The sequence below is a fragment of the Leucobacter fengyongliangi genome (genome assembly GCF_052386045.1).
Map to the genome: position 1 here is coordinate 453,105 of NZ_CM126356.1, position 26,867 is coordinate 479,971.

Sequence of the window (26,867 nt, forward strand, 5' to 3'; positions counted from 1 at the left end):
TCGTCTCTATTCTAAGTCGGGAGCCTGTGGGCTCACCACACGAACCCCGCAGCTGCGGGCGCCCGCAGCCAATCGGTCGTCAAAGGTTGCAAGCGCAGTGCCAGTGCAGAGGGCTGCATCGAGCACGCATGCGTCGGGCATCTTGAGTCCGGTCTCTGTTCTCAGCTCAGCGAGGTTCCCTGCTCGGCCTGGCTCCGGGCGCCACTCTTCGATGCCCAGGTGCGACAGAGCCTGCAACGCTGCAGTCAGTCGGCGACCACGTGCAGGTGCGACGAGCACCTCCGCGAGTGTGAGGGAGTGCATGATGAAGGCACCTTGATTGCTGGCGAGAAGTGTGCCTGCGGCCTCATGATGTGCGTCTCGTGAATTGAAATGCGCGATGATCACGCTGGCGTCGAGCGTGATTCGTTCAAATGACACGATCAATCCGGCCACTCGTCACGTAGCTTCTCGCGATGGTGCTCTTCGTACAGGTCGCTAAACATGCCGGCTGACTCGTGCACTGCGGCAACCTGCCGAGCCGTTTGTGTCATCTGCTGATCCTGGAGTCGCTCTGCGCCAGAAACTAGCAAAAGCTTGACCCGCTCACTTCGAGATAACTCGGGCCAGGCTTCCTCCGCGACGCGGAGGGCGCGGGCAACCTCGGAGGTTTCGGTGACCTGAAAACGCGTGAGTGCGGTGGGCATGCAATGAGTGTACCACCAAAGGAAATGGTGCAACACTTCGTGGAGCTGGAACTGACCAGGTTCAGTACATGCGCAAGTTCGCGGAGAACTCGGCTATCGAGACAGGACGCTTATCGCCCGAGCCCGAGGTAGCGCCAATCGGCAGCACGCCAGCTTGCAGGGTCCAGCACGTTGCGTGCGTCAATTATCGTTGCAGGACCTGCCTGATCGGACACAAGCAATCTTGTCAGGTGAGGATCCAGGGACTTGTATTCTGTCCATTCCGTCAACAGAATTACGAGTTCAGCGCCTGCGAGAGCGTCAGAGGGATCAGGCGCATAGTGCAACTCAGGGTGACGCTGCCGAGCATTTTCGATGCCTTGCGGATCGGTGACAACCACAGCGGCACCGCGCTCATAAAGTCCGACTGCAACGTCTAGCGCTGGTGAATCGCGAATGTCGTCACTGTCTGGTTTAAAGCTCACGCCAAGGATAGTGATGCGCTTTCCAGAGACATCACCTCCGAACACACTCTCGGCCAGTTCGATCACATGAGATCGACGCCTCATGTTTATTGCATCAACTTCGTGGAGAAAGGCAACCGACTCGCCAAGACCGAGTTCTTCGGCACGCGCTGCGAACGCGCGAATGTCTTTCGGCAGGCAACCTCCGCCGAAGCCGACCCCAGCATTGAGGAAACGGCGACCGATTCGATTGTCGTGTCCAATCGCGTCGGCGAGTTGTGTGACATCCGCGCCAACTACCTCGCTGATTTCAGCCATCGCGTTAATGAAGCTGATCTTTGTCGCGAGAAAGGCGTTGGCTGCGACCTTCACGAGTTCGGCTGTCGCGTAATTTGTGACCACCTTTGGAGTGCCCTGAGTGAGAGCCTGTGCGTACACCTGATCCAGAAGCTTTTCGACTCGCTCAGCATCCTTATCGCCCGGGACCCCGTATACGATCCGGTCCGGTCGCAGGGTGTCTCGGACCGCAAAGCCCTCGCGCAAAAACTCTGGGTTCCAAGCGAGACTCGCCTGAGGTGCGTGCTGGTCAATCAAGAAAGCCAGTTGTTCCGCAGTCCCAACCGGCACTGTGGATTTCCCAACAACCAATGACCCCGGGGCAAGTCGTGGAATGAGCTCTTCAATCGCGGCATTGACGTACGTCAGGTCGGCAGATTGCCCCTCGAATGACTGAGGGGTTCCAACTGCGACGAAATGCACTGACGCTGCGGCGACCTCGTCGATGTCGGTAGTGAATCGGAGGCGGCCTGAAGCGAGCCCGGAGGTCAGGAGCTCGCCAAGACCGGGTTCGTAGAAAGGGGCCTCGCCCAAAGACAATTGCTCGACGCGTGCTGCGTCGACATCTACGCCCACGACATCGTGGCCGAGTGATGCCATTGCAGCGGCGTGCACTGCGCCAAGATACCCACAGCCAATTACTGAGATCTTCACGATGGTGCATTCTCCTTGCTGTTTCGACGGAGGATTGCCAACTTGAGGAACCCTCGAAACCTTAACGCAATGTGAATGGCCCAGCGCAAGGGGGATCGCCAGAACCCTGTGTACCGTTTGTTCATGAAGCGAATTGCACTGTCAGTCATCGCCTGTTCCACTGCGACGGCATGCTTCTTCGTCGAGTGCGCCCCGGAGTGCTCGACCGAAACGGAAGGCTCGTAGACATTGGTGAGCCCAAGGTTCCCGATCCGCCATCCGAGGTCGATGTCTTCAAAGTGCATGAAGTACGCCTCGTCCCAGCCGGAGAGATCTTCAAAGGCCGAGCGTTTCACCATGACTGCTGCGCCAGAGAGGGAACCTGCAGCGCGGCGCTCGCCGTAGTTTGCGGCATCTTGATAGGCACGCGTCCAGGGGTTCCCAGGCCAGATCTTGCTGAACAGCGCGTGGCCCACGCCGGTGCCAAACGATGGAATATTTCGAGCTGAGGGATACACGCTGCCGTCTTCATTCAGGATGCGTGGGCCAATGCTCCCGGCGCCCGGATCGCCCAGCAGCGATGCGGCGAGTTGACCGATGGCGGGTTCTATGAAACGCACGTCGGGATTGCAGAAGAAGTAGGCATCGAGGGGGGTATGTGCGGCGACCCCGAGCTTCAGCGCACGCACCCCGGCGTTCATGCCGGCACCGTAGCCAGGGTTTGCCGGGATCGGCACATACTGGGCACCGTAGCGCTGCGCGATGCCCTGCACACTTTCGTGATCCGGCTTATTGTCGACCACCACGACGGGGAGGTCCCCGTGGTACTCGCGCAAACTGCGGAGGAATATGGTGAGTGCGTCGCCGGATCCGTAGCTCACCGTCACCACGCCCACATTGGTTAGCGGAGTCGAGTGCGGGGGAGCGGCTTCTAGCATGGCTTCCATCCTATGGACTAGAGATTCAGGGCGCGCCCTGCACGCCTTCGGTAAGCTTGCCGTTGATCTGTGGAAAGGACGTGCTCCATGAAGGGCATCATTCTCGCTGGTGGTTCCGGTACCCGGCTGTGGCCCATCACTAAGGGCATCTCGAAGCAACTCATGCCGATCTACGACAAGCCGATGGTTTATTACCCCCTGTCGACGCTGATGATGGCGGGAATTCGTGAGGTGCTGATCATCACGACCCCCGAGTACAACGACCAGTTCCGTGCGCTGTTTGGCGACGGAACTCAGCTGGGCATGCGGATTGAGTACGCGGTACAGCCGTCTCCCGATGGGCTCGCGCAGGCCTTCATTATCGGCGAGGAGTTCATCGGAGACGACAGCGTGGCGCTCGTTCTTGGCGACAACATCTTCCACGGCGTCGGGCTGGGTACGAGCCTGCGCAAAAACAATGAAGTTGACGGTGCGCTGGTGTTCGCGTACCACGTGGCCGAGCCACAGGCGTATGGCGTAGTTGAATTCGACGAGAATATGCGTGCAGTTTCTATTGAAGAGAAGCCGCCGCATCCAAAGAGCAACTACGCTGTTCCCGGCCTGTACTTCTACGACAATGACGTGGTTCGGATCGCCAAGACCATTCAGCCCAGCGCTCGCGGCGAACTCGAGATCTCGAGCGTCAACGAAGAATACCTGAACGCTGGCAAGCTCTCAGTTGAGGTGCTTGACCGCGGAACTGCCTGGCTTGACACTGGCACATTCGAGTCGATGATGCAGGCCTCAGAGTATGTGCGCGTGATCGAGGATCGACAGGGCTTCAAGATTGGCTGCATTGAGGAAATCGCCTGGCGCAACGGGTGGATCGACGATTCCCATCTCGCAGAACTGGCCGCTCCTCTTGTGAAGAGTGGGTACGGGAGATATCTCACAAATCTTAAGCTGCAATAACGCGTAAAGGTACAGTTAATGAAGGAAGACGATCCGTATACCGAACCCCTGGTATCGGTAATAATTCCGATTTTCAATACTCAGCAATATCTGGATGAGGCCTTACTGAGTATTCGTTCACAGACACTTAAAGAACTCCAGATCATATGTGTTGATGATGCTTCAACTGACGGGTCGCTGGCAGTGCTTAGGCAGCACGCAGGTGAAGACTCTCGCATATTTGTGATCGTTAATGAGGAAAACATTGGTCTTGGAGCAGCACGAAACGTTGCGCTGCAGAGGGCGGAGGGGCGCTACGTCTACTTTTTTGACAGTGACGATATGCTCGATCCTGAAGCGCTCGAGAAACTAACCTATTTGGCTGAACGGGATGAACTCGATTCAGTGTTTTTCAATGCCCGACCGTTGATCGACGAGTCCATGGATTCCGGGCTGATACAGCAATACCAGCGCCAATACCAGCGGAGGCAAGCCTATACCTCCGGAATATCGGGACCCGAGTTGGTTGTGGAGATGACCAAGTTCGGGGAATGGAAGCCGTCTGCCTGCTTATACATGACAAGACGCGAGTTGCTAGAACAAGCTGAACTTCGTTTCACCGAAGGGGTACTTCACGAAGACAACGGCTTCACGATGCGCCTGATGCTTTCGGCGAGTCGAGTTGGCTACGACTCATCAGATTTCTTCGTGCGAAGGGTTCGGGCAGATTCAATCACAACGGCTCGTGTTTCTGAGTGGCACGTCCGAAGTCTAGTAGTCGCGGTGGCCGAACTAGCCTTTGCCGACGCTAGACAAAGGATCGCAGCAGACTATTTGGCTGACTTGCCGATTGCCGTCGCCACTCAGGCGGAGTTGATCTTTCACGATGCTATCCGGAAATATCTTTGTCTGGACCACAGCGAGCGGGAACAATTGTCTGAATGGGCACCCTCTCGGCCAGAGTACGTCTTCGTCCGCTCGCGCCTGTTTGACAGGGCCGAAATCCAGAAGTCTGAGGAGGCGCTCCAGGCGAGTAAGGAACACGCCCGAATGCTCGAAGCGGAGAATGCGGAGTTGCTCCGATCACGTGCGCTCCGTTTTGCCCGTCGGCTACGTTCGATTCTGGGTCTCCGTTTGAATTGAACCGGCCCCGGGACATCAAAGCTGTTGATCGTTGCGCTAAGAGGTTTTCTCAAGCGAATACTTCATTGAGATAGCTCCGCGGCTCGTTCGTGGGGCGATTACGTTGAAGGACGCGGCCTGAGTGGCATCCTTGAGATGTTGACCTCCGCCGTCAAGTACTGAGACATTGACAAAGTACTTGCCCTCCCCGAAGCATGTGTTCTGTATGGTGAACCGAAATGAGACTGAACCTGAGAACGGCGAGAGTGGCATCTCAATAAGATCATTCGCCGCGCCGAATACCCTTAGGCCCATTGGATTGTCGATCTGAATTGAAAGCATCCAGTCATCATCAAGGACTTGGCCCTGCAGATCAATATGGATATTTAGATCATCCCCGAGGTCGACTGGTTCGTTGGCCTCCCGGTGTTCGGCGACGCAGTATGCTTGTATTCCGATTTCGGTTTGTGGGCCGGATAGATCCTCCCTCGACTCTGAAACTTCATGCTCGTGTTTTACTCGTCGCTCTTCTAATAGATCACGGAAGCGGGTCACTGCTTCACGAGGGTCGCCCTGGTACACGAGCTCGCCGTGATGCAAAAGAACGGCGCTGTCGCTGAGCTCGAGCACTTGACCGAGGTTGTGCGTGACTAGCAGGATGGTTCCACCATCAGCCTGAAATCGTCTGATCGCGTCCATGCATTTGCGCTGAAAAGCTTCATCGCCTACGGCAAGTACCTCATCAACCAACAGAATGTCAGGGTCAGTGTGGATCGCGACTGCAAATGCCAGGCGTACATACATGCCGGATGAGTAAAACTTCACCTGGGTGTCAATGAAGTCTTCGAGTTCCGCAAAGGCAACGATGTCGTCAAAGACGGCATCAGTCTCTGCCCGGCTCATCCCGAGAAGCGAGGCGTTCAGAAAAACGTTGTCGCGCCCGCTAAGGTCCGGGTGGAAACCAGCTCCGAGTTCGAGCAATGCTGCAATACGACCCCGGCTGGATATCATGCCAGAAGAGGGATCAAGGATCCCGCCGATAATCTTCAGCAGTGTGCTTTTGCCCGAACCGTTGTGCCCGATCAGCGCGACCGTGTGCCCGGCCTTGACCTCGACACTGACATCGTCAAGTGCCGTGAACTCCTCACGGTTTTGACGCCCGGTGCGAAAGGACAGCAACCGATCTTTTAAGGAGTTGTCTCGTCTTAGCATGAAATGCTTGCTGACTCGATCCGCCTTGATGACGACGGGCGCCTCATCGGATGCCTCGTGTAAGGGTGGCATAGTGTTCACAGCTCCTGAGCGAAATTGCCCTGCAACCGGGCGAAAATGCGTTGTGCTCCGAAAACGCACAACAGGCCGACGGTGGCCGCGATACTGAGTTGAGTCATGAGGTGTTCAGGAACAGGGAGACCACGATCGGTGGTACTCCAGATTGACTCCTGAAAGCCGACTACCGCGAGAGTCACGGGATTCGCAGTGTAGATCTGTAGCAGCCAGGGTATCCCTGCGTTGGTAATGACGTCTCGAACCATGCCCCAGGAATAGAGGATGGGTGATGCCCACATGAGCACCATCACAGCTATCTCGACGAAGTATCCGATGTCGCGCAAGTAGACGTACCAAGCGGAGAACACGAGGGCGAGGGCAAGCCCAAAGCTGACAAGGATGATGAGCGCAGGTACGAGGTAGAGCAAATTCCAGCTCAGACGGAAATTTCCAGTTAGCAGCACGATTCCGAGAAGAATCGCCAATTGAATCACAAAATTAAACAGAGCCGTGCCCATTGCGGCAAGCGGGAACAGCTCGCGCGGCACATAGACCTTCTTGACCAGCCCGGCGTTGCTCAAGATAGAAGCGGTACCTCCCGAAACGATCTCCGAAAACAGGCTGTAGGCTGTGAGTCCCGTAAATATATATATAGCGAAGTCGGGAATGCCTCTTTCGGCGCCAAGGAACTTTCCGACCACTACGAAGTAAATCGCGAGTTGGGTGAGTGGCCGGATCAGTGTCCAGATAAGTCCGAGGGAGCTGTCCTTGTAGCGGGACTTGATGTCGCGCCTCACAAGCAGGGCGAGTATGCTTCGATTTCCAAAAATCTCACGGGCAGTTCTGGAGAACCCTTTGTAGCTGGCATGCGATTTGCCGGAATCAGCAGGGGTACCGATGTGAGTAAATGGCTCTTGGCCGAGCATCGCTAGTCGCTGGTCGCGATTCATGGGGCTCACCTTCTTGGTCCGTGGACTTTGTTCCCTGAGGTTGCCGCGTAAGTAACCTGAGCAATGCTCGCCTTACCCATCAAGTCAGATTGATTGTCTTGAAATTTCACTGCTCCACAGCTCCGGATAGTCCGAGGCCAGTTGTCCGCGACGCTCGGCGTGGCTCTGTGTGCGCGAACGCAAACCAGACCATTCTAAGCGCTTGAAGAACGATCAATAGACGGCACTCAAAGTTCTGTACCAGGTTACCTGAGTGCGTTGAAGAGCATGTAGCAAGAATAGGTCGGCCGACACCGAGAGCGGGTAGCTTCCGCTGGCAACTAGCTCTCTTTTCGCAGTGAACGTTAATTTGGCATGCCCCATAGGGACTGGAGTGAGTTGACCTAGCCTCAGCATGTTCTCGTAGTTGCTGCTATCAGACACGACTTACCCTCATAGAGGCATGCGTGTGTCGGCATTACGAAATTACGATCTGAGAGCCATGCAGATTTAGGCGGACGAAGGCCCAAGCCTGATTGAGTCAACCGGCTGAGAATGCAGCTTGCGCTTGCGTGCGCTTTCAATGGGTGACAGGCTAAAATGAGGGTTTTATTTGAGATGGGCGGGGTCGTGACAGACATTCGTGGTGAATATCGGCGTTTGCTACGCGGTACCCACACAGAGAGTAATCAGGAAAACGTTGTCTTCTATGTGCACAGCACTTCACTTGACGAAGGCAGAGGGGACCTCTTCGTCGCGTTAGGTCTTGCACGCGCGTTGGATGTCCGCGGATGGGGCGTTTCGTTTCTGGGGTTAGAACATTGGCACTTGGACGTTCCTCCTCATACGACGATTACCGTAGCGATGCTGCAGGATGCCACTCCTGGGCACGCGCGGGATGACGTTCTAAGGCTCGCCTGGGTTCGTAACTGGGTTGAAGACTGGGTTGAACGGGCACCACTAGCTGAATTTGATGGAATTCTTGCATCTTCCGAAGCGGCAGAAGCCTTTATTAGAAAGAGGTTCATGGGCGCGACGGCGACTCTCCCAATCGGGGTCGACGCGGGACTTTTTGCTGGACAAGACGCTTTGCGAGATGTGGAGATCTCAACAACGTTGAACCTTTGGGGCCATGACCGGGGGTTAGTCGATGACATTAGGAAGCTACCCTCTGGGTTTTCCGTTCATTGGTTTGGAAATGGGCTAAAGGCCCTTGAAGATGTTGGGGAGGTGGTCGTCATTCATGACCCAGTTGACTTTGTCGATGTCGCGGGAGTTTACGGCCGAAGTAAGATCGTCCTGGACGACCTCACTCCCTCGACCCGAGAATTTGGGTGCCAAAATAGCCGACTATATGAAGGCCTAGCTGCCGGCGCGCTTGTGATAACAAATTGCGCGGAAGGACTGAGCGAACTGGGCCTGTCGGGAGTCCCAGTCGTCACTGATAATGCTCCTCTGGAAGCGATTCTTCAGCAATTCTTGGATGATGAGGAGGGGAGGTTTCGACTGGTTTCAGACCTTCGGAGCCATGTGCTCTTAGAACACACCTATGAAGTACGTGCCGAGGCTTTCATGCAATTCGTAGAGAAAGCGAAGCGTCACGTTGCTTCTCGTCAGCAGATCATGGGACTTCAAGACGAGAACGCTCAGTTGAGCGCAGAATGCAGACTGCTCCGTGAGGCTCTAGACGGCGCAGAAGAGGAGATTAGGAGATTTCGAGCTCGGAAGGCAGTCCACATATCAGACCGGGTGGCAAGCATGTTCTGGCGGAGGAGATAGCGCTGCCCGAGTTCTTTGGGGATGACTCGGCTAGTGTGGTTGAGTTAAGCGACATACACATGCTGGAGGTTGACTGTTGACTTCGTTTCGATCCCGGGTAGCACTAAGGCTTCGCAACGCGCTCCCTGAAGGTTCGCGATCTCGTAGCTTTGGCGGGATGATCTATCGGGACTACCGGACAGTCCGGAACGCAGTAGGTGTCGCCCTGCCCGAGCTTGAGTCAAGGCATCGCGCTTCGCGGATACCGAAGACATACGACTCGTGGATGCGCACGCAATCCAGCAAGTTGAGCACATTTGAAGGCCGATCCCAATTAACTCGGTTCCTTGTAATTATCGAAGGGACGGGCCCATCCCCTGTTCCAGGTAATTCAGGCTCAGACTCAATTGAGATTACTGAAGTAAGGGTCCAGAGCGGCGATCGCGTAACAGCTGAAGTTCTGAAGCGGAATGACTTGGTGCTTCTTTTGAACGCAGGGTCTAAGCTGCGACGGGGTGCCATTAGTGAGATTGCTATGCGGTTCTATGAGGATCCGGCGGCTAAGTTGCTTACCTTCGACTCGGATCTGCTCGAGGGTGGGAAAAGGGTGTCTCCGACCTTTCGTCCACAGTGGTCGCCAGACGTTCTCCTCGGAAACAACTACATTGGTCGAGCGGTGGCGATTAACGCGGCTTGGGCGTGCGATAATTTCGGGGAAATTCAGAACTCAGACTCGGCGATCTGGGAGATGCTACTTGTAGCCGCGATTAGTGACGTCGAGGTTCGGCATATCCCCCGAGTGCTCTTGAGTGAGAGAAACCCAAAATGGCTGACCACGCCCGATGCCGGCGACGCGTCCATGGTGCAACGTATTCTATTGGAAAACGGATTCGAAGCCGAAGTCAAGCCTGAAAATGGCAGCTTGAGTGTTCTTCCAGTCAAGACTCAGTGGCCTCTAGCTTCAATCATCGTCCCGACCCGACATTCGCGAGAGAATATGGGTAGGTTGATCCGAAGCCTACGAATGACCGACTACCAGAACTTCGAACTCATCATTGTTGATAATGGTGTGGAGAGTGCAGAAAATTCAGCCTGGTATTCGGAGAATCTCGCAGGGCTTCGGCACAGAATTGTCTGGTGGACCGAACAGCCTTTTAACTACAATCGAGTAAACAATTCAGGAGTTTCCGCGTCGTCGGGGGAATACTTGGTCTTACTTAACGACGATACGGAGATTGTCGACTCCCGTTGGCTGAAGATGCTTGTCGGGCACGCAGGACGCGCAGGAGTGGGCGGTGTGGGTTTCCAACTCCTTGAAGGAAATGGCCGCATTCAACACGGCGGAGTATTCATTGGGCCAGGTGGCTTCGCAGACAATCTGTTTCACGGAATGTTCCCCCACTCAAAGACTCTTATTGGTTCAACAGACTGGTATCGCAATTCTTTGGCTGTGACCGGGGCGTGTGTCGCGATTAGACGTGATCATTTCCTCGATGTTGGAGGGCTCGATGAGAACTTCATACTGATGGGCAGCGATGTTGTGCTAGGGCTTGATCAGGTCCTTGCTGGACGACGCAATTTGGTAATTCCATTTGATATGGTTCGTCACTACGAGTCACTCACTCGAGGTGGGACTGTCCCTGAGCAAGACCTGTTTGCCAGCTATTGGCGCTATCATTCGTGGCTTCGACACGGGGATCCGTATGTCTCTCCCAACGTCTCGCGATCTTCCGCAGTCCCGAAGTTCGCAGGCAAGCATGAAGAGAATCCCGCACTCGTTTGTCAGCGGGCACTCGGTCGACGCCAAATCAAGTTCGTACAGCGTGCGAACATTGCGGAGGAAGCCAGGCAGCTCTTGTGGACGTCTGCGGTGACCCGCGATGATGTCGCACGACTGCGATCGAGCCATCAGGAACACGCAAGTCGCTTTGAAGTACGAACCATCAATTGGTTTATCCCTGAAGTAGACATGCCTTTCTTTGGTGGACTAAATACGGCTTTTCGGATCGCTGACAAGATGCGAGTCGAGAATGGGGTGAGGAATAGATTTGTTGTGCTCGGCGAGCCAGCAGAGATGTTCTTGAGGACTGCGCTCGATGCGGCATTCCCTGGGCTTGGCCGAGACTCGGAAATACACTTCTACGATGGTTCTGACGAATCGTTGAAGACGATTCCGAAAGCTGATGCCGCAGTCGGAACGCTTTGGCTAACTGCGCTGCATGTTGCGCGATCTGCTACGGCCAAGCGCGGATTCTATTTGGTGCAGGACTACGAACCGGAGTTCTATCCGGCGAGCAGCATGTTTGCCATGGCAGAGGAATCGTACCGGCTCGGTCTTTACGGGTTGTGCAACTCACCCAGTATGTATAAGACATATGTTGGCGAATATAACGGTCGCGCTTTCGGGTTCACGCCTGCAGTTGATCGTGGCGTCTATCATCCGGCGGATTCCTCGGATGAACGCGAATATGATCCTGTTACGATCTTCGCCTACGCTCGGGACCATTTCCGAAACTGCTGGGAGCTTGTCTATGCAGCGCTGAGTGAGATAAAGAAGAAGCACGGGCGAAACGTCAGAATAATTGTCGCAGGTGCTCGTTATCTCCCGGAAAGCGCAGACTTCGTGGACCTCGGTCTTATGGACTACAGAGAAACTGCATTGCATTATCAGAAGACAGATATCGGTGTTACGATGCAGATTTCAAGGCATCCTTCCTATCTCCCCCTTGAGCTCATGGCCTGTGGAGTACCCATGGTGTCTCCCGATAGTCACTGGTTCAAGTGGTTATTCAAGGGAGATGGGAATTCGTTGGAGAGCATGCGAAGCGTTTCCGATCTGTTCCGAAACCTTGACACCCTCGTGACGGATGCCCAGCTTCGAAAACGTTTGAGCCAAGGGGCAATTCAGACAATTGATGAATCACATTCAAGTTGGGATCAGGCCTTGGCGGGAATATATGAATACTTCTGTGACCCAGAGGGAACAGGGCCTTAGAGCCTAGGGGGCGAGCTTTCGACTACGAGAACTTGAGCTACTGAAAGTTGCAAGTGAACGAACTCTATGTCGGAATCGACGCAAGTTAACAAGTATTGCTCTGAGGCTTATTGCCAGAAGAGGCGCCTCGCGCCGAGGAAGTTTGGCAGAAGCGTCAAGGTCGAGTGTGTTGAGCGTATCGATAACCGGTTGAAGGCTAGATTCCCACGTGAACTGAATCCTGACCCGTTCAATATTCGTCACACACTCTTCGACAAATGACTTGTCTGTTGACAGGGTCACCAGTGCGTCGGACAATTCCTTCACGCTTCCTTCGGTGACAGCAATACCGAGACATTCACGCTCCACAAGCTCACCGAAGTCATCCCCACGCGTTATAAGGAGTGGGAGCCTACACCACAAATAGTCAAGTATTCGAGTCCGAAATGAAAACGTGGTTTCAATATGGGCGAAATGTGTGCTTGTGCCCGCAGTTGCGTCGAGCAGATACTTAGAGCGCTCATCGTATGGAACCCATCCAGGATTAAAAATCACATGAGTGCCGAGAAGCCCGAGCTCTGATGCGCGCTGTTGTGCCTGCTCCACGGCTTTCATGGGCGGAATGTCCGGATTGGGGTGGCTTGTTCCCATAAAGAACAAGCGGATCGAAGGGACCACTTTTCTGGCTTGCGCCACTGCTTCGATGAGCGTGATTGGATCAAACCAATCGTAGAGACCCCCGCTCCAGACGAAAACGGAGTCGTCAGGGCCTGCCGCGGGGAAGTTGTCCCTGATAGGGGTGCCGTTGCGGCGGGGCTCCTCAGATTCAAGGCCGAACGGACAAACTACGACCAGCTTGCTGAGGTTGACATCCTGTTGGTACTCGCGCGGGGTGATACGCCCGAGTGCGAGTAGCATTCCGAGATACAGCATGCGCTGTCTCTCGGATGCACAGATAACGAGATCTGCACGCGACAGTTGCTCATTCATTATGTACGTGGTGTCAAAGACCTGCCGGTTCCATTTAGAGGGCGGCAAAGATGAGCCTTGAACAAGCGCCTCAAAGGGCATTGGGTCATATGCGTCGACGATGATGAACTTCTTGCTCTTGCGGATGCATGTGAAGAGCGCCATGGCCATGCCTTGGAAGACAATGACATCGGCCCACTTTTCATGCACGCGCATATTCTGATCGTCGAAGGCGTCGACTGTGTGAATCGGGATGGTTCGCCAAGCAGGGTCGCTACTGTGAAGAGAAATCAAACGAACCTCCCCAAGCGCGGTGAGGGCAGCCGCGAGGCGTGTCGCTCGAATAGCTGGGCCCGAAACTTGGGCGCGGATTGGGTCTCCAGTTATGACCAGATATCGGGTTGGGCGAGTCAACATAGCTACGCTTTCAGCAAACATGTGCACGGGACCCAATGATTCCGCAGCACTCAAGGAACGTGTGGTTTCTAAACATCCTAGGAGCGTCGAAGCTTGCTGCTGCTTGGAGGACGAAATCCCGGCGATTTTCGTTACTGTCGGTAGGATTAGCAACTATGTCAGGATTAAGAGCCGAGTCGCAGAAACAACGGCATCGTGCCCGAGCCCGGCATGCGCTCAGTCTTATTGCTGCGATATCGGTGGTACTTCTCGGTTTCGTCGCCGCGCCCGCGGCAGAAGCGTCTGTCGCCAGCGGTTTCGACGCTGGAAACATCATTAGCGATGACCTTTTCTACAGTGGCTCAGCAATGGGCGCAGTTGAGGTTCAGGCTTTCCTGAACGGCAAAGTACCCCGCTGTACCATCGGCGACACCGGTCGTACTCCAGGTACTCAGTGGGGGTCAACCCAGATTGCCCAGGTGTGCCTCAAAGGCTTCAAGACCACAACGTCGAGTCGTGCCGCAAACGCTTACTGCAGCGCATACTCGGGGGCTACTCTTGAAACGGCCGCGGAGATCATCGCAAAAGTTGGCAGGTCTTGTGGTATAAGCCAGAGAGTCCTTCTGGTGATGCTAGAGAAAGAGCAGTCGCTCATTTCCGACAGTTGGCCCACTGTACGTCAATTCGACCAAGCAATGGGATATGCCTGTCCTGATTCTGGACCGAACAATTCCGCGAACTGTGATCCGACGCAAACTGGTTTTTTTCAGCAGGTATACCGTGCAGCGTGGCAGCTTAAGGTGTACCAATCGAATCCGAACTCCTACAATTACAAGCCATTTCAGGTAAACACTATTCAATGGCACCCGAACGCTGGTTGTGGCACCTCGCAGGTATACATACAGAATTGGGCAACAGCCGCCCTGTACATATATACGCCTTATCGGCCCAATGCCGCAGCTCTGAACGCAGGGTGGGGTGTTGGTGACACCTGCTCAAGCTACGGCAACCGCAATTTCTATCTGCTTTATAAAGCCTGGTTTGGAACCACCAACGATGCGCCAGCCTCCCCGGATCCAAAGGGTGCAGTGCAAGCTTCAATCGCTGGACCCAGTCAAGTGTCGGTTTCTGGCTGGGCATTTGATCCCGACACTCAGGACCCGGTTTCCGTCCATGTATATGTTGGTGGTGAATATGGTCTTGGGGGAAGATGGGGCGGGTCGTTCGTGGCAAATCTCGAGAATGCTGCATTTTCCGCCGCTAATTCAACGCACGGGGCAAATCATGGCTTCGAGTTCACTGCAACGGGGCTCAATGGACCAACTGAGATATGCGTTTACGTAATAAACGTCGGAGCTGGGGTGAACTCGCTGATTGGCTGTCCGGTTATGTCGCCCTCAACGGGCACACCCTTTGGAAATTACGAAGGTCTTTCACTTTCGGGCCTTACGGCGACTGTTCAAGCCTGGACTATTGATCCTGATGATTCAGGCCCAGTGACGATCCACGCGTACTTGGGTGGTCCAGTTGGAGTTGGCCGTTGGGGTGGCCAGTACTCCGCTAATGTGCCCCGCGAAGACATAGGCAGGGCCTATCCGCTGTACGGGTCTTCCCATGGGTTGGTCGCCGATATTCCGGTTGGGGTCGGTACTACCCCCATCTGCCTTTACGCTATGGATCGACAAATCTCTGGCGCGAGCGCATTCTTAGGCTGTAAGACCGTGTCTACTGCAAGTGGTCCACCCTTTGGGAACGTTGACAGTGTTCAAGCGGTACCGGGCTCGGTCAGGTTCTCTGGATGGATGATTGATCCGGATACAACAGAGCCAGTAACGATACATGTATATATTGATGGGCGCTGGGGCGGCGAATACCGAGCCAATTTGGAGCGTCGCGATGTGGGGCGTGCATATGCGGGCTATGGAGACTCACACGGATTTGACATTGACCTGACAAGTCGAATTGGTGCTGGCTCAAGTACTGTTTGCATATACGGAATCAATAGTGGTGCCGGTTTCAATTCATTGATAACTTGCCGGACGATCCAGCTTCCCGGCGGCATGCCGTTTGGGAATTGGGAGTCCACAAGTGTTGAAGGGGAGAGTGCCTCTTTATTAGGTTGGATGCTCGACCCTGACACCGTCAGTCCGGTAGCATTGCACGCCTATGTAAACGGGCGCTGGGGAGGTGCCTACTTGGCCGATTCTCAGCGGCCAGATGTGGGTCGCACTTATCCCGGCTATGGTGATGCGCACGGCTTCAAGATTTCAGTGCCGATTCCTGCTGGTCGAAGCGAAATTTGCGTTTACGGAATCAACGTGGGCGCTGGAGCGACGAACCCACTCATTGGCTGTCGTGTTGTCGATCGGTAATTCGCCTTGGTCAATCATCGATCTAATTTTACAGGGGCTTTGCGGTGAAAGTATTAGTAGATAATCGTTGGTTCGTTCTCGTAGTAATTCCCATCATCCTGGCGCTTATCAGCAGCGCATTTGTTGTTAATGCTGCCCAGAGACATACGCAAGTTTCTCCCGTAGATGAGTATGTTTACATCGATTACACGGCAAAAATTCCTGAACAGGGTGTTGTGATTCTCGGTGATGAGACCGGGGACCTCGCGCGGGAATACATTTCATGTCAAGGTGTGGCAGGCTATGGCGAATTCAATCCTGATGCATGCCGAACGGGAGACTTTTCTGAAGACGAGGAGTATCCTTATGCAGGCAAAACTGCCGCAGACATATATACGCCGCTATATTTTGCAGTTGCTTGGGCATTTGCTGCGCCACTAGAGGCTCTGATCGGTGTGGACTTTTTGGATGGAGCCAGGCTTAGCGGCATTTTATGGTTGTCTAGCTCAGTAGTGCTGCTTTATTTTGCGCTTCTCCGACTCCGTGTTCAGCTTGTCGTGAGCGCGGCGGTTCCGCTCATGATTGTTGGCTCACTTGCGGCCTGGTGGTCTACGACCTTCTTGAGTACCGACGCAACCGCACTTTTTGCGGGTTCGCTACTTTTTTATGTCTTGGTTTGGTATCTACAGAAAGGTCAAGGCATTTGGCTGGTTACCCTGGCCGGCATTCTCTCGACTCTGTTGAAGTTTCAGAATTTCATGGCGGTTGCGCTCGTCGCCTCAGTGATACTCGTTGCAGCGGGCTTCGAGCGGGCTTCATCTGAAGCGCTCGGTCTAAGGCATTTGACTTGGAAACAGAGCATTCGAGGAGCGAGTCTAGTTTTAATTGCCCCGGTAGTCGCCCAGCTCGCATGGATGCTCATTCGTAGTGCGCTCGCCAGCGGGTCCGGGGCGGAGCAAGGTGTAGCGGACCCACTATCGATTCCTGCACTACTCGGTGAGACCACGAAGTTCATTGGTGGCATGGTCTGGGGCGCATCAACAGCTGCGTCAGTTCCGGTCTTTGCCGCGGTTGTGGGGGTCGTGATGACGTGGCTGTTGGTTGGTGGTGCTGTCGCGTCCTCGCTCAGCGGCGGGAAAGGAGTCACATTCGAGAGTTCGCTCGGGTACTTCTGGATTGCGATTGCAACAGTTGCAGCGCCGCTCCTGGGAGTGGCGACCTATTTCATGGCAGGTTTCTATTTCAGCTTGCCTGCCCGATATGGAATTTCGCTACTTCCAATCGGACTTGCGATCGCCGCTATTACGTTAGGCAGGAACGCGATTTGGCGAACGGTGCTCGTCGCTTTCGCGCTATACGCAGTAGGTGTAAGCTTCTTTCCGGTCCTAACTCAGTGACGACTGGTGAACGCCAACTCGCGAGGATTGTGCGCCAGGAGTCACAATACGTGGACGATTCAAGCTCGAACTATTGAGCGTTGATCCAGGTCGCGAGTCGACGAAAACCGTCTTCGACGCTCACTTGAGCTTCGAACCCGAGGAGGTCGCGAGCTGGCTCGGGATCGGCCCAAGCGTGCCGCACATCTCCGTGCCGCCACTGCCCTGTGATCTGTGGCTGTGGTGCACCGTAGATCTGTGCGATGAGATCCGCAGCTTCGCGGATCGTCGTGTAGGTACCTGAGCCGATATCTATTGGCTGGACCGGACACGTGCTGATTTCGACCATCCTGATGATTGCGTCGGCGACATCATCGATGATTACGAAATCGCGTCGCACCTCACCATCTTCGTAAATTGAAATCTGCCCACTATCACGCGCAACCCGACAGAACAACGACATGATTCCTGTGTATGGGTTCGACGGCGTCTGGCCGGGGCCGTACACATTCTGCAGGCGAACGATACCAACCTCAGTGCCGAAGGCATCGCCCCAGATCTTCAGCAACTCTTCCTGTGCGTACTTGGTGACACCGTAGACCGATGCCGGGCGCGGGGCGACCTCGGTCGCGTTCATCGCTAGAGGAACCGCTCCCGGGAAGTCCCATTGGGCAGCCTCGAACATCGAAAGTGGGCGGGCGCCGGGGTAAAAGAGTTCAGAGGTTCCATCCGCCGAGGTCCGAACCCATGCACCCTCTCCGTACACAGCGCGGGATGAGGCGAGCACCATCCGAGCAGGGACCGCATCGTTTCGTTGCAGCGCGTCGAGCATTGTTGACGTACCCACCACGTTCACCATCGTGTGACGCGTAGATTCGGTGAGAGACTGGCCTGTTCCGGTTTCGGCTGCAAGGTGGATGACTACGTCGGGCTTCGCGCCCGCCAGTAAAAGGTCCCAGGCGGAAGCATCGGTGATATCTGCATCGAAGAGCTCTACACGCGGGTCAAATCCTTCCGAAGGCTGATGATCCGGGTGGATTTGGGGATGCAGGTTATCGAAAGCTATGACCCTCTGAAAAGTGTCCGCGAGGTGTGACGAAAGCGCGGCCCCGATAAATCCGGCACCGCCGGTCACAATGACGACTTCCTTCTTTGTGGACATTATGAGCCTTTCGTTTCGGAGTCTGAGCGCGTGGGGTGCGAATTCTCGAGTTTGCGGATTCGCGACTCAAGGAGCGCCACGTTCTCAGCAAGCGTTCGGGAGCGTTCTTCCAATCGGGTGAGTTCGCTTGATTGTTGAAGACACACCAAGAAAAGAACGACGATGCCCACGAAGAAAACAAGATTAACGGGAATCGCTACGCCGAGGGCATCCGCGATCCCGTCTAGGAGCGAAGGGAACACTCCCGCGACGAGGCCAAGGACCCCGGCGATGATCCACCACAGCGTGTGGCGCTCGCGTAGTCTGCCCCGCCGAAGCATTTCGACGACCGTGATAATGACCAGCAGCGCAGCGCCGATACCGAGAAGATAACTGGCGAGAGTCATGCGAAGTGGCTCGCTTTCGGTTTCGGTCGGAGGAACGCAACAGTTAAAGCAAGAAACGCGCGCATGAGATAGATCGCCGATTTGAGCGAATTGTGCGACGGGACTCCGCCGGCCCGCGCGCGCATCGTTACTGCGACCTGACCGAATCGAAGCCCTGCACGATGTCCGATGACAAGCGACTCGATGGTGTCTCCGAGATACTCGGCTGGGAAATCGCGCGAGAACAAGTCGATAGCTCGGGGGCCGTGCGCTTTGAAGCCGGATGTTGTGTCACTGAGTTGGGTTCTCGTTGCGCGGCTCAGGCTTGCTGAGAGCAACCGCATCGCCCATTTGCGGGGGCCGCGCACCTCGTAAGTGCCGGAGCCCGCAAACCGCGCACCGATCGCAACATCCACGGAGTCGAGAAGAGCGACAAGATCTGGCACATTTTTAGGATCATGTTGGCCGTCGGAATCAAGCTGTACTGCGACGGGGAAGCCTTGGTTTCGCGCGTAACGGAATCCGAGGCGCATTGCGCCTCCGACTCCCAGATTGAAGGGCAATTCCAGTACCTTTGCGCCCGCAGCGCGAGCGACCGCTGATGTTTGGTCAGTCGAGCCGTCGTTCACCACCACCACTGTCACGCCGGGCAGGGTTGCACGGACCTCAGAGATGACAGATGCGATGACTTCCTCCTCGTTCAGTGCCGGCATCACAATCAATACCTGGTCGAGGGGATAACTCATGCCGCAAGTCTATTCGCGAAGTGACCACTCCAGCGCCGTGCAGCTCCAAAGTCCCGAAGCGCCGACTCGCTGGACGTGCCGTGAAGTCGGGTGCATTACCGTAGGAGCCTGAGCGTGCTCCCATGTGCGCCATGAAAGCGAGAGTCAGTTGACGAGTTCAGGGGCCGCTGAGGGGCTGATTTCGGTGAGCCGAAAGAATCCCCAGTTCGAACCGAAGCCTATGAGTGAGCTCTTGTCGGGTCGAAGCGCAAACGCACTTAACGCGATCCGGCTCGTTCTCGCAGCTGCGGTGATTTTCTCACACGCGTTTCCGCTTGGCGGGTGGGGGCAGGACAAGTTCTTCACGCTCTTTCGGCAGCAGGAGAACCTCGGCGGCGTCGCTGTCATCGGGTTCTTCGCGATCAGCGGCTACCTGATTACCCGAAGTGGAGCTAACAAGGATGCGCTGCAGTTCATGTGGGCACGCGTTCTCCGAATCTTTCCCGCGTATTGGCTTGTGCTGCTCGCTGGTGCCGCGGTGGTGGGGCCTGCAATATGGGCTCTCGAGGGGCGGGGGATTGCCGAGTACTTTGCCCGCGGCAACGGAACTGCGATCGGCTACCTGGTGGGGAACTGGGACCTGACGATTCGGCAGTGGGGGATTTTCGACATTTTCCAGACGACAACCCCCTACGGGCTGGAAACCGGTGGAAGCGTGTTCAATGGCTCACTGTGGACATTGCAGTATGAGTGGGGGGCCTATCTGTTTATCGCGGCGATCGTGCTCTTTGGGGCCATGCGCTATGCGCGGGTACTCATCCCCGGGTTTCTCATTCTCGCCGTCATCGCGCAGATCATTCGACTCGGTGGTGCCGGAAGCTTCGCGGTGATCCACCCGATCTTCGCCGACGGGCTCATGGTCAACCTCCTCACTGCCTTCCTCTGGGGCGCGTTGTTTGCGGTCCTGGGGAACCGCATCATTATTGACGACCGCCTGGGATGGCTCTCGCTTGCGGTGACTGCGGCAACACTGCTCTTAGGAGGATTCGGGATCGTCGGGTTTCCTGCATTCGCCTACATGCTCTTTTGGATGTCGATACGAGTACCCGGCTGGGTGAAACGCATCGGAGCGAAGAACGACTACTCGTACGGGATTTACCTGTACGGGTTTCTCGTGCAGCAAGTACTCGCCTACTTTGGCTGGCACGAACTTGGGTATGCCTTTTATACGGTCACCGCGCTCATCATCACGACCGTGCTTGCGATGCTGAGCTGGCATCTACTCGAGAAACCCGCTCTGTCGGCGAAAGACTGGGGGCCAGGCAGAGGCTATCGATACTGGTTTGACCGGGCCACCTCGAAAACCCGGCCAGCTTGACCGCGGAGATGCACGTGACGCAGAGCGAGAAGCGCGAGGGGTGGAGCCCCGGAGGGCTCAGCCTGATTCTCGGGGCCACAGTGATCTCGGGAGCGGCCGGCTACCTGCTGCAAATTCTTATGCCGCTGTGGCTTGACACCCCTGACACCTATCTTCGGTTTGGAGTGTTCTGGGCCACGACATTCCTGCTGGTCTCAATGATCTCCGGAGTGCAACAGGAAGTTAGCCGAGCAGTCACCCTGCGGCCGAACGGTGATACACACCTATCGGATGTGCGTTCTGGAGGGGCGAGGCGGACGCTCGGAGGCAGTGCAGCAGCATTTGTGGGACTCGCGATCTTGGCAGCGCTCATCGTGACGCTGATCGGCGGGCGCTCACTTTTTGGCGGTGACGTAGTCACCCTGGGCGGGGCACTCCTAATCGCGTGTGTGGGGTACACCCTCGTTGCCGTGCTTTCCGGGGTGTTCTATGGCATCGAGGCATTTGGGTTTGCCGCGGCCACAACTTTGCTGGACGCAACGCTTCGGTTCGCACTGGTCTTAGCAATCGCGCTTCTCGGTTTGGGCCTCGTGCCAATTGCCTACGGAGTAGCGATCCCGTTCGCCCTCACGGCACTGCTTATCGGACTTGCCACACAATCGAAGCTGCGCGGGAGAGTGCGCATCGACGTCGGGGTGCGCGCACTGGTTGTGAATGCAGGGCAAGCGATGCTTGCCGCGCTCGCGACTGGAGTGCTCATTAGTGGCCTCCCCACAATCCTCAGCCTCACCTCGTTGGCGTTGGGTGAGACCGCTCTCGCCGGGATCGTGCTCGCCCTGACGCTGACGCGCGCGCCGCTGGTGATTCCACTACTCGCGCTGCAAAGCTACCTCGTTGTCTCTTACCGCAAAGCCTTGAATCGTGCCCGTACGCGTGCTCTGCAGTTGAGTGCGGCGATCGCGGTCCTGAGTATTCTGCTGGCGTCGATCATCTGGGCATTCGGGCCGTGGGCGCTCGGGGCAATCTATGGAGGCGAGTTTGCCCTCAACGGCGTTCAACTTGCACTCGTTATCGCCTCGGGTGGCGCGACTGCGGGCTTGTGCGCTGTGGCACCCGCACTGCTCTCACAGGGTAGGCATCCGCAATTCCTGGGTGTTTGGGCGATCTCCGCAATTGCAACTGTTGTCGCCTTGCTGTTCACGAGCGGATCGGTCGAGGCCACTCTGGGAGCGATCGCGCTCGGCCCCTTCATTGGATGGTGTCTTGCGTTCTTCCTCCTGCGCGGAGGGAAGGGAAGCTAACGATCCGTTGACGGGCCAAAGACGTGGCGGAGCAGGGATGACCTTCCGTCGCGGTTGCCATGTCGAATTGCTGCGGGGAGTTCGGAGAGCGCGTTGAGGCGCGACGTGAGGTGATTGCGTGCAGCGCGTGCGGCCGAAGTCCAGCCTCGCTCTGTGCAGGCCGCCTCTGCTTCAGCGAACAGGACTCGCTCCTGGGCGAACTTGGAACCGTCAGGACCGGTGACCGCCGAGTAACTCGCACCGTGCCGTCGGTACTGGAAAACCACCTGATCATCGACCACTAGTGAGCCGCCGCTCTTCGTGATTTCGAGAAGCATTGCGAGATCTTGCACCACGTTGAGGTCTGTGCGGAATCCGTGACGCCTGAGCTCAGACACGCGCCAGACCAGCGATGGAAAGTAAGTCCAGTTGCCACGCAACAGGCTTTGCGCGAGTTCAGCTCCTGCAAGTTCTATTGGCCGGGCACCGCGCGGCATGTACCGCCGCTTGACTCGGTCTGCGAGCGGATAATGCACCTGTGAATCTCCGTCTATGACTTCAACGCCAGGCTGGAAGATTGAGGCACTGGGATATTGTGAGATGAGTTCTTTGACTCGGGCGACGTACCCGGGAAGCATGATGTCGTCGCAGCCCATCAGGACGCCGAACTTAGATTCCATCATTCCCACGCACTTGATGTAATTACGACTTGGGCGAAGGTTCACTTCGTTTCTGAGGTAGGTCACGCGAGGATCGTTCAGCGAGGAGGCCCACTCGCCCGCAGACAGATCCGGGTACACATCATCCACGATTACGAGCCGCCAGTCAGGATCCTCCTGAGCGAGTACGCTATTCACAGCCTCGGTGAAGTGCGCAACGCTGCCGTAAAACGGCATAAAAATATCGAGAGTCACCTTGGATCCTTCGTGAAGTAAACGGAGGTCTCAGTATCCCACGTTCGAAAGGTCGATCCCGATGACTGAACTTGCCCAGAACCGCGTAAAGAACGCGGTAGAGGTGGATCAGTTCATGCCGAGCTTTGTTCCGGGAGGTATGGGGGGCACCGAAACCTACGCTCGACAGGTCTTCGAAGCACTGCAGCGGCGTGGGGATCTCTCACTACACGCATACATCCCCGAGAATGCCCGGGGTTTCACGGCTTCAGGTGAAGAAACCGCAATTTCGGGGGTTCGAGCTGAGAATTCAACTCTGGGAAGGCTGAAGAACGCGATCGGGGTCTGGCTTCGTTCACGGTCGATAAGCAAGCTACTACGGGTTGGCTCGATCCGCTTTGTGCCGTTTACGACACCCTTTCTCGCTCCGCGATTGCTCTCGCCGTTCGTCGTTACCGTGCATGACGTGCAGCACAAGGAATTGCCTGAACTCTTCTCAGCCGCTGAGAAGCTCTATCGGAAGTTCGCTTATGAACGTCCCGCGCGACGCGCAGATCACATCATCACGATCAGCGAGTTCGCGAAGCGTGGCATTGTGCGACATCTGGGCGTTGCAGAGTCGAAGGTGAGCGTCATTCCGCTTGGCGTGGATACCGAGAGATTTGTTCCGAACTTCATGGAACGAGAAGATTTTGTTTACTACCCAGCGAGGGGATGGGCGCACAAGAACCACGCGCGGCTGATCGCTGCAATGGAGATTGTGCGTCGCACCCGGCCGGAACTTCGTCTGGTCCTGACCGGCGGAGCACTCGACGGGCTCGGCAAGCTGCCGAGTTGGGTTGAAGTTCGTGGTTTGGTGCCGTTCGAAGAGGTTCAGGAGCTGTTTCGCCGGGCCCGTGTGCTGGCGTTTCCCAGTCTTTACGAGGGCTTTGGGTTTCCACCCCTCGAGGCGATGGCATCTGCGACACCGGTTGCAGCTTCGACTGCGGCATCGATCCCAGAGATCTGTGGTGAGGCGGCAATCTATTTCGATCCCACCGACCCAGTTTCGATCGCGGAGGGAATCCTCCGGGCGATCGAAGAGCGCGACCAGCTTGTTCCTTTGGGCCTTTCGCGAGTGAAGCAGTTCACGTGGGAGGACTGCGCGAGCGGGCACGCTGAGGTGTTTCATCGAGTGGCTGCGCAGGTGGAGCGATGAAGGTGGATCGCCGTGAGGTCGCGCAGGCAGCAGATTCGTGCGCCGTCTCCGTCGCGCTCGCGACCCACAACGGGGAGCGGTTCATTGGCGAGCAGATCGCGTCGGTGCTCGCGCAGACCATGCCCGTCAGTGAGATCGTGCTTTCCGACGATGCCTCGAGCGACCGTACAGTTGAGATCGTTGAGGGCCTAGTCGCCGAGTACCAGAAGGCGCACGGCTCGGCCCCCGAGCTGGTGGTGCTGCGGAATGATCCGCCGCTGAAGGTGACGCAGAACTTTGCCCAGGCGATCGCGCACTGCACCGGCGACCTCATCGCCCTCTGCGATCAAGACGACGTGTGGCACCCAAGCCGAACCGAACGGCTCGCCGCCCGGTTCGACGACCCCGCGGTGCAACTCGTCTTCAGTAATGCCCGCCAGGTCGACGCGAGCGGTGCATACCTGGGGCACGACCTTTTCGAAGCCATGGGCATGAGCGGTGCCGAGCGTGCGCTCGTGGAACAGGGGCGGGCATTCGAGCAGTTCATGCGGCGCAACCTCGCTACCGGGGCGACCGTGATGTTCCGGCGCTCGCTGGCCGAGCGTGCCGCCCCCTTCCCCGATGCCTGGTTGCATGACGAATGGTTGGCCGTGATTGCCGCGGCCTACGACGGGGTGCGGATCCACGATGAATCGCTTACCGACTATCGTCAACACGACAAGAACGAAGTCGGGATGAGCAAGATGAATCTCAGCCGAAAATTCAGTATGTTTCGGCAGCCTCGCACTGAGCGCAACCGACGCCTCTTTCTGCGCGCTGAAGCACTGGCCCCTCGTATCGCTGCGCTCGACGATGTCTCGGCTGAGTATCGGTCGATGGTCGAGGAGAAGCTCGCCTTCGAACATGCCCGGCAGGCTTACCCTGAGGCTCGTCTCCGGCGTCTGGTACCGATCCTGCGACAACTGCGGCTGGGCCGCTACAGCGTGTACGGCACGGGGTTCAAAGACGCGGTACGCAACCTGCTGCAGCCGGTATAAAGTTCCACTCGCTTTCTGCCGGCCTCGGGCAGATGATATTGCCAGACGTTGCACCTATCTGATGCGATTTATTTGCGATACTTTGAACTTAACGAATTCATAATCTAAAAGTATTGAGGTTTTCTGGTGGGGCGAGAAAAGGTCGGTGTTACGGGGATAGCTCGGGACGCGGCAGAGTCGCTGGGCCATCAGATTCGCCTCGCTCGCGCCCAAAAGCAATGGACTCAGCGCGATCTCGCCGCACGCTCGGGGGCCTCCGTGCGCACAATATCGATGATCGAACGAGGTGACCCAGCAGTCGCGTTCGGTAACGTGCTCAACGCTGCTGTCGCAGCAGGGGTGCCTCTCTTTCAAGTGGAAGACCCCGACGAGCTCGCGCGATTGCGTTATCGCGGCGAGGAGCGGGTCGCCCTCATTCCGAAACGCATCGTGAAGCCCGATCTGAGTCATGTCAACCGCAACTTCTGACATTTACGTCTGGGTGTGGCTGCCCGGAGAGACGAACCCAGTAGCGGCCGGCGTGCTTACACGGGTGAAGGACGGTCTCCGCTTTGCCTACGGCAACACATACCTGGGTCGCCCCGAAGCAGTGAGTCTGTCGCCCACCCTTCCACTTGGCGACGACTGGTTTGGCCCCACCGGGGAGATGGGCCTTCCGAGTGCACTCCGCGACGCCGCACCTGATGCCTGGGGCAGGCGAGTCATTCTCAACCGCCTAGCTGGTCATCGCGGAAGAGATGCCGACACTGCTGACCTCGACGAGGGCACCTACCTGCTGGAATCCGATTCGAATCGAATTGGCGCATTGGATTTTCAAGTCTCACCGCGCAGCTACGTCGCGCGGCTCGGCGGGGGCGCCCTGTCAGACCTGCAGGTCGTAGCTGAGTTGATCTCTGCAGGAGAACCCGTACCGCCTGATCTGCACGATGCGTTTCTTTCAGGAACCGGCATCGGGGGTGCGAGGCCGAAGGCCTTGGTGCAGCACCAGGGTGTTCCGGCTCTCGTGAAGTTCAGCCTCAATACTGACGTGTTTCCTGCGGTCGAAGCTGAGGCGCTTGCGGCCAACCTGGCTCGGCGTTGCGGCCTGCGTACCCCCGGCGTCTCCGCGCTCACAATTGGGGGGCAATACGCGCTTATCGCTGAGCGTTTTGATCGGGGATATCGCGGGGAACGACGCATGTTGCTCTCAGCGCTCACGATCGTCGGCCGCACCGAAGCCGAAGCGCGATACGGTAGCTACCCGGAACTCGTCTCGCACCTCATGCGCCATGCGGAACGGCCCGAGGACGTCGGCCCAGAGCTCTTTACGCGAATCGCATTCAACATGGCTATCTCAAACAACGACGACCACCTGCGAAATCATGCGTCATTTTGGAACGGGCATCGACTCACACTCAGCCCCGCCTACGATTTGGCGCCAGCGCAGCGCCGCGAAGGGGCCGAAATTACTCAGACACTCGCCTACGGCATCGACGGTGAGAAGCTTGCGAATTTCGGAGCTCTGATACATCAAGCGCATCTATACAACGTCAGTAGACCAGAAGCTTTGCGTATCGTGCACCAGATGCGGCAGACCATTGCTGATGAACTTGATGATGCGGCCGACGAGATGCGGATCCCCTCAGCGACCCTCAGTGCCGTGCGGGGGTCGTTTCTGCACCCCACGGTTACCCGAGAGCTGTCAGCGCCGATCTGACGTGGCTTCGCGCCGTTGTGTGACTGCGCCCGAAGCCACACGCCCTCCGGCGGGGCGGGTGCAGA

23 protein-coding genes are annotated in these 26,867 nt (G+C 56.5%); 12 read left to right on the forward strand and 11 right to left on the reverse strand.

The features are described from left to right. Window positions 1-6: 6 nt before the first annotated feature. The 4 genes from ACTNFK_RS02180 to ACTNFK_RS02195 form a co-directional block, all read right to left on the reverse strand. Entirely contained in the window at window positions 7-420 is a 414-nt protein-coding gene (locus ACTNFK_RS02180) for a type II toxin-antitoxin system VapC family toxin (RefSeq protein ID WP_435936018.1), read from the reverse strand. Window positions 421-422: 2 nt separating this feature from the next. Beyond that, the gene (locus tag ACTNFK_RS02185; RefSeq protein ID WP_435936019.1) at window positions 423-686 is read right to left on the reverse strand and encodes a hypothetical protein; all 264 of its coding nucleotides are present in this window, start codon (window positions 684-686) and stop codon (window positions 423-425) included. Between the two features lie 110 nt (window positions 687-796). Next, window positions 797-2,119 carry a UDP-glucose dehydrogenase family protein gene (locus ACTNFK_RS02190; protein WP_435936020.1) on the reverse strand — a complete coding sequence of 441 codons (1,323 nt, stop codon included), beginning with the start codon at window positions 2,117-2,119 and terminating at the stop codon, window positions 797-799. Then, window positions 2,116-3,036 (reverse strand): glycosyltransferase, encoded by a 921-nt coding sequence (locus ACTNFK_RS02195; protein ID WP_435936021.1) that lies wholly within the window; start codon window positions 3,034-3,036, stop codon window positions 2,116-2,118. Before ACTNFK_RS02195 ends, ACTNFK_RS02190 begins: the two co-directional genes overlap by 4 nt. Before the next feature lie 87 nt (window positions 3,037-3,123). On the opposite strand from ACTNFK_RS02195, the gene rfbA reads away from it, so the two are divergent. Together rfbA and ACTNFK_RS02205 are read left to right on the forward strand one after the other, a co-directional pair. Further along, window positions 3,124-3,987, forward strand: a complete 864-nt coding sequence (gene rfbA, locus ACTNFK_RS02200) for a glucose-1-phosphate thymidylyltransferase RfbA (protein ID WP_435936022.1) — start codon at window positions 3,124-3,126, stop codon at window positions 3,985-3,987. Window positions 3,988-4,005: 18 nt separating this feature from the next. Then, window positions 4,006-5,109 carry a glycosyltransferase gene (locus tag ACTNFK_RS02205; protein ID WP_435936023.1) on the forward strand — a complete coding sequence of 368 codons (1,104 nt, stop codon included), beginning with the start codon at window positions 4,006-4,008 and terminating at the stop codon, window positions 5,107-5,109. A gap of 36 nt (window positions 5,110-5,145) precedes the next feature. Here the strand turns inward: ACTNFK_RS02205 and ACTNFK_RS02210 are convergent, their stop codons facing one another. Together ACTNFK_RS02210 and ACTNFK_RS02215 are read right to left on the reverse strand one after the other, a co-directional pair. Continuing rightward, window positions 5,146-6,372, reverse strand: a complete 1,227-nt coding sequence (locus tag ACTNFK_RS02210; protein ID WP_435936169.1) for an ABC transporter ATP-binding protein — start codon at window positions 6,370-6,372, stop codon at window positions 5,146-5,148. A gap of 5 nt (window positions 6,373-6,377) precedes the next feature. Next, complete coding sequence (locus ACTNFK_RS02215) at window positions 6,378-7,307, reverse strand: ABC transporter permease (protein ID WP_435936024.1); 930 nt, start codon at window positions 7,305-7,307, stop codon at window positions 6,378-6,380. A gap of 609 nt (window positions 7,308-7,916) precedes the next feature. Between ACTNFK_RS02215 and ACTNFK_RS02220 the strand changes: the two genes are divergently transcribed. After that, on the forward strand, window positions 7,917-9,065 hold the full coding sequence (locus tag ACTNFK_RS02220; RefSeq protein ID WP_435936025.1) for a glycosyltransferase family protein: 1,149 nt from the start codon (window positions 7,917-7,919) through the stop codon (window positions 9,063-9,065). Window positions 9,066-9,579: 514 nt separating this feature from the next. Then, window positions 9,580-12,039 carry a rhamnosyltransferase WsaF family glycosyltransferase gene (locus tag ACTNFK_RS02225; RefSeq protein WP_435936026.1) on the forward strand — a complete coding sequence of 820 codons (2,460 nt, stop codon included), beginning with the start codon at window positions 9,580-9,582 and terminating at the stop codon, window positions 12,037-12,039. Window positions 12,040-12,042: 3 nt separating this feature from the next. Here ACTNFK_RS02225 and ACTNFK_RS02230 read toward each other — a convergent pair whose 3' ends face one another. Further along, window positions 12,043-13,197: a glycosyltransferase family 4 protein gene (locus ACTNFK_RS02230; RefSeq protein ID WP_435936027.1), complete on the reverse strand. Its 1,155-nt coding sequence runs from the start codon at window positions 13,195-13,197 to the stop codon at window positions 12,043-12,045. Between the two features lie 362 nt (window positions 13,198-13,559). Here ACTNFK_RS02230 and ACTNFK_RS02235 point away from each other — a divergent pair, with 362 nt between their 5' ends. Both ACTNFK_RS02235 and ACTNFK_RS02240 read left to right on the forward strand, forming a co-directional pair. Beyond that, window positions 13,560-15,755, forward strand: a complete 2,196-nt coding sequence (locus tag ACTNFK_RS02235; RefSeq protein ID WP_435936028.1) for a hypothetical protein — start codon at window positions 13,560-13,562, stop codon at window positions 15,753-15,755. Window positions 15,756-15,799: 44 nt separating this feature from the next. Then, window positions 15,800-17,131: a hypothetical protein gene (locus ACTNFK_RS02240; protein ID WP_435936029.1), complete on the forward strand. Its 1,332-nt coding sequence runs from the start codon at window positions 15,800-15,802 to the stop codon at window positions 17,129-17,131. Window positions 17,132-17,201: 70 nt separating this feature from the next. Here ACTNFK_RS02240 and ACTNFK_RS02245 read toward each other — a convergent pair whose 3' ends face one another. The 3 genes from ACTNFK_RS02245 to ACTNFK_RS02255 are packed head-to-tail and all read right to left on the reverse strand — an operon-like array spanning window position 17,202 to window position 19,383. Then, complete coding sequence (locus tag ACTNFK_RS02245) at window positions 17,202-18,272, reverse strand: NAD-dependent epimerase/dehydratase family protein (protein WP_435936030.1); 1,071 nt, start codon at window positions 18,270-18,272, stop codon at window positions 17,202-17,204. After that, the gene (locus ACTNFK_RS02250) at window positions 18,272-18,658 is read right to left on the reverse strand and encodes a DUF2304 domain-containing protein (protein ID WP_435936031.1); all 387 of its coding nucleotides are present in this window, start codon (window positions 18,656-18,658) and stop codon (window positions 18,272-18,274) included. The genes ACTNFK_RS02245 and ACTNFK_RS02250 overlap by 1 nt, the downstream gene beginning before the upstream one ends. Beyond that, window positions 18,655-19,383: a glycosyltransferase family 2 protein gene (locus ACTNFK_RS02255; protein ID WP_435936032.1), complete on the reverse strand. Its 729-nt coding sequence runs from the start codon at window positions 19,381-19,383 to the stop codon at window positions 18,655-18,657. Before ACTNFK_RS02255 ends, ACTNFK_RS02250 begins: the two co-directional genes overlap by 4 nt. Window positions 19,384-19,603: 220 nt before the next feature. On the opposite strand from ACTNFK_RS02255, the gene ACTNFK_RS02260 reads away from it, so the two are divergent. Together ACTNFK_RS02260 and ACTNFK_RS02265 are read left to right on the forward strand one after the other, a co-directional pair. Beyond that, window positions 19,604-20,740 (forward strand): acyltransferase family protein, encoded by a 1,137-nt coding sequence (locus tag ACTNFK_RS02260; protein WP_435936033.1) that lies wholly within the window; start codon window positions 19,604-19,606, stop codon window positions 20,738-20,740. Window positions 20,741-20,754: 14 nt separating this feature from the next. Then, the gene (locus ACTNFK_RS02265; protein ID WP_435936034.1) at window positions 20,755-22,020 is read left to right on the forward strand and encodes a hypothetical protein; all 1,266 of its coding nucleotides are present in this window, start codon (window positions 20,755-20,757) and stop codon (window positions 22,018-22,020) included. Here the strand turns inward: ACTNFK_RS02265 and ACTNFK_RS02270 are convergent. Continuing rightward, window positions 22,017-22,913 (reverse strand): glycosyltransferase family 2 protein, encoded by an 897-nt coding sequence (locus tag ACTNFK_RS02270; RefSeq protein ID WP_435936035.1) that lies wholly within the window; start codon window positions 22,911-22,913, stop codon window positions 22,017-22,019. The genes ACTNFK_RS02265 and ACTNFK_RS02270 overlap by 4 nt on opposite strands. Before the next feature lie 61 nt (window positions 22,914-22,974). On the opposite strand from ACTNFK_RS02270, the gene ACTNFK_RS02275 reads away from it, so the two are divergent. The 4 genes from ACTNFK_RS02275 (at window position 22,975) to ACTNFK_RS02290 (ending at window position 26,802) form a co-directional block, all read left to right on the forward strand. After that, window positions 22,975-24,090, forward strand: coding sequence for a glycosyltransferase family 4 protein (locus ACTNFK_RS02275; RefSeq protein WP_435936036.1), 1,116 nt, complete (start codon window positions 22,975-22,977; stop codon window positions 24,088-24,090). Beyond that, window positions 24,087-25,106, forward strand: coding sequence for a glycosyltransferase family 2 protein (locus ACTNFK_RS02280; protein ID WP_435936037.1), 1,020 nt, complete (start codon window positions 24,087-24,089; stop codon window positions 25,104-25,106). Before ACTNFK_RS02275 ends, ACTNFK_RS02280 begins: the two co-directional genes overlap by 4 nt. A 126-nt stretch (window positions 25,107-25,232) precedes the next feature. Next, entirely contained in the window at window positions 25,233-25,574 is a 342-nt protein-coding gene (locus ACTNFK_RS02285; RefSeq protein WP_435936038.1) for a helix-turn-helix transcriptional regulator, read from the forward strand. Next, window positions 25,555-26,802 (forward strand): type II toxin-antitoxin system HipA family toxin, encoded by a 1,248-nt coding sequence (locus ACTNFK_RS02290; RefSeq protein ID WP_435936039.1) that lies wholly within the window; start codon window positions 25,555-25,557, stop codon window positions 26,800-26,802. Before ACTNFK_RS02285 ends, ACTNFK_RS02290 begins: the two co-directional genes overlap by 20 nt. Window positions 26,803-26,867: the final 65 nt, after the last annotated feature.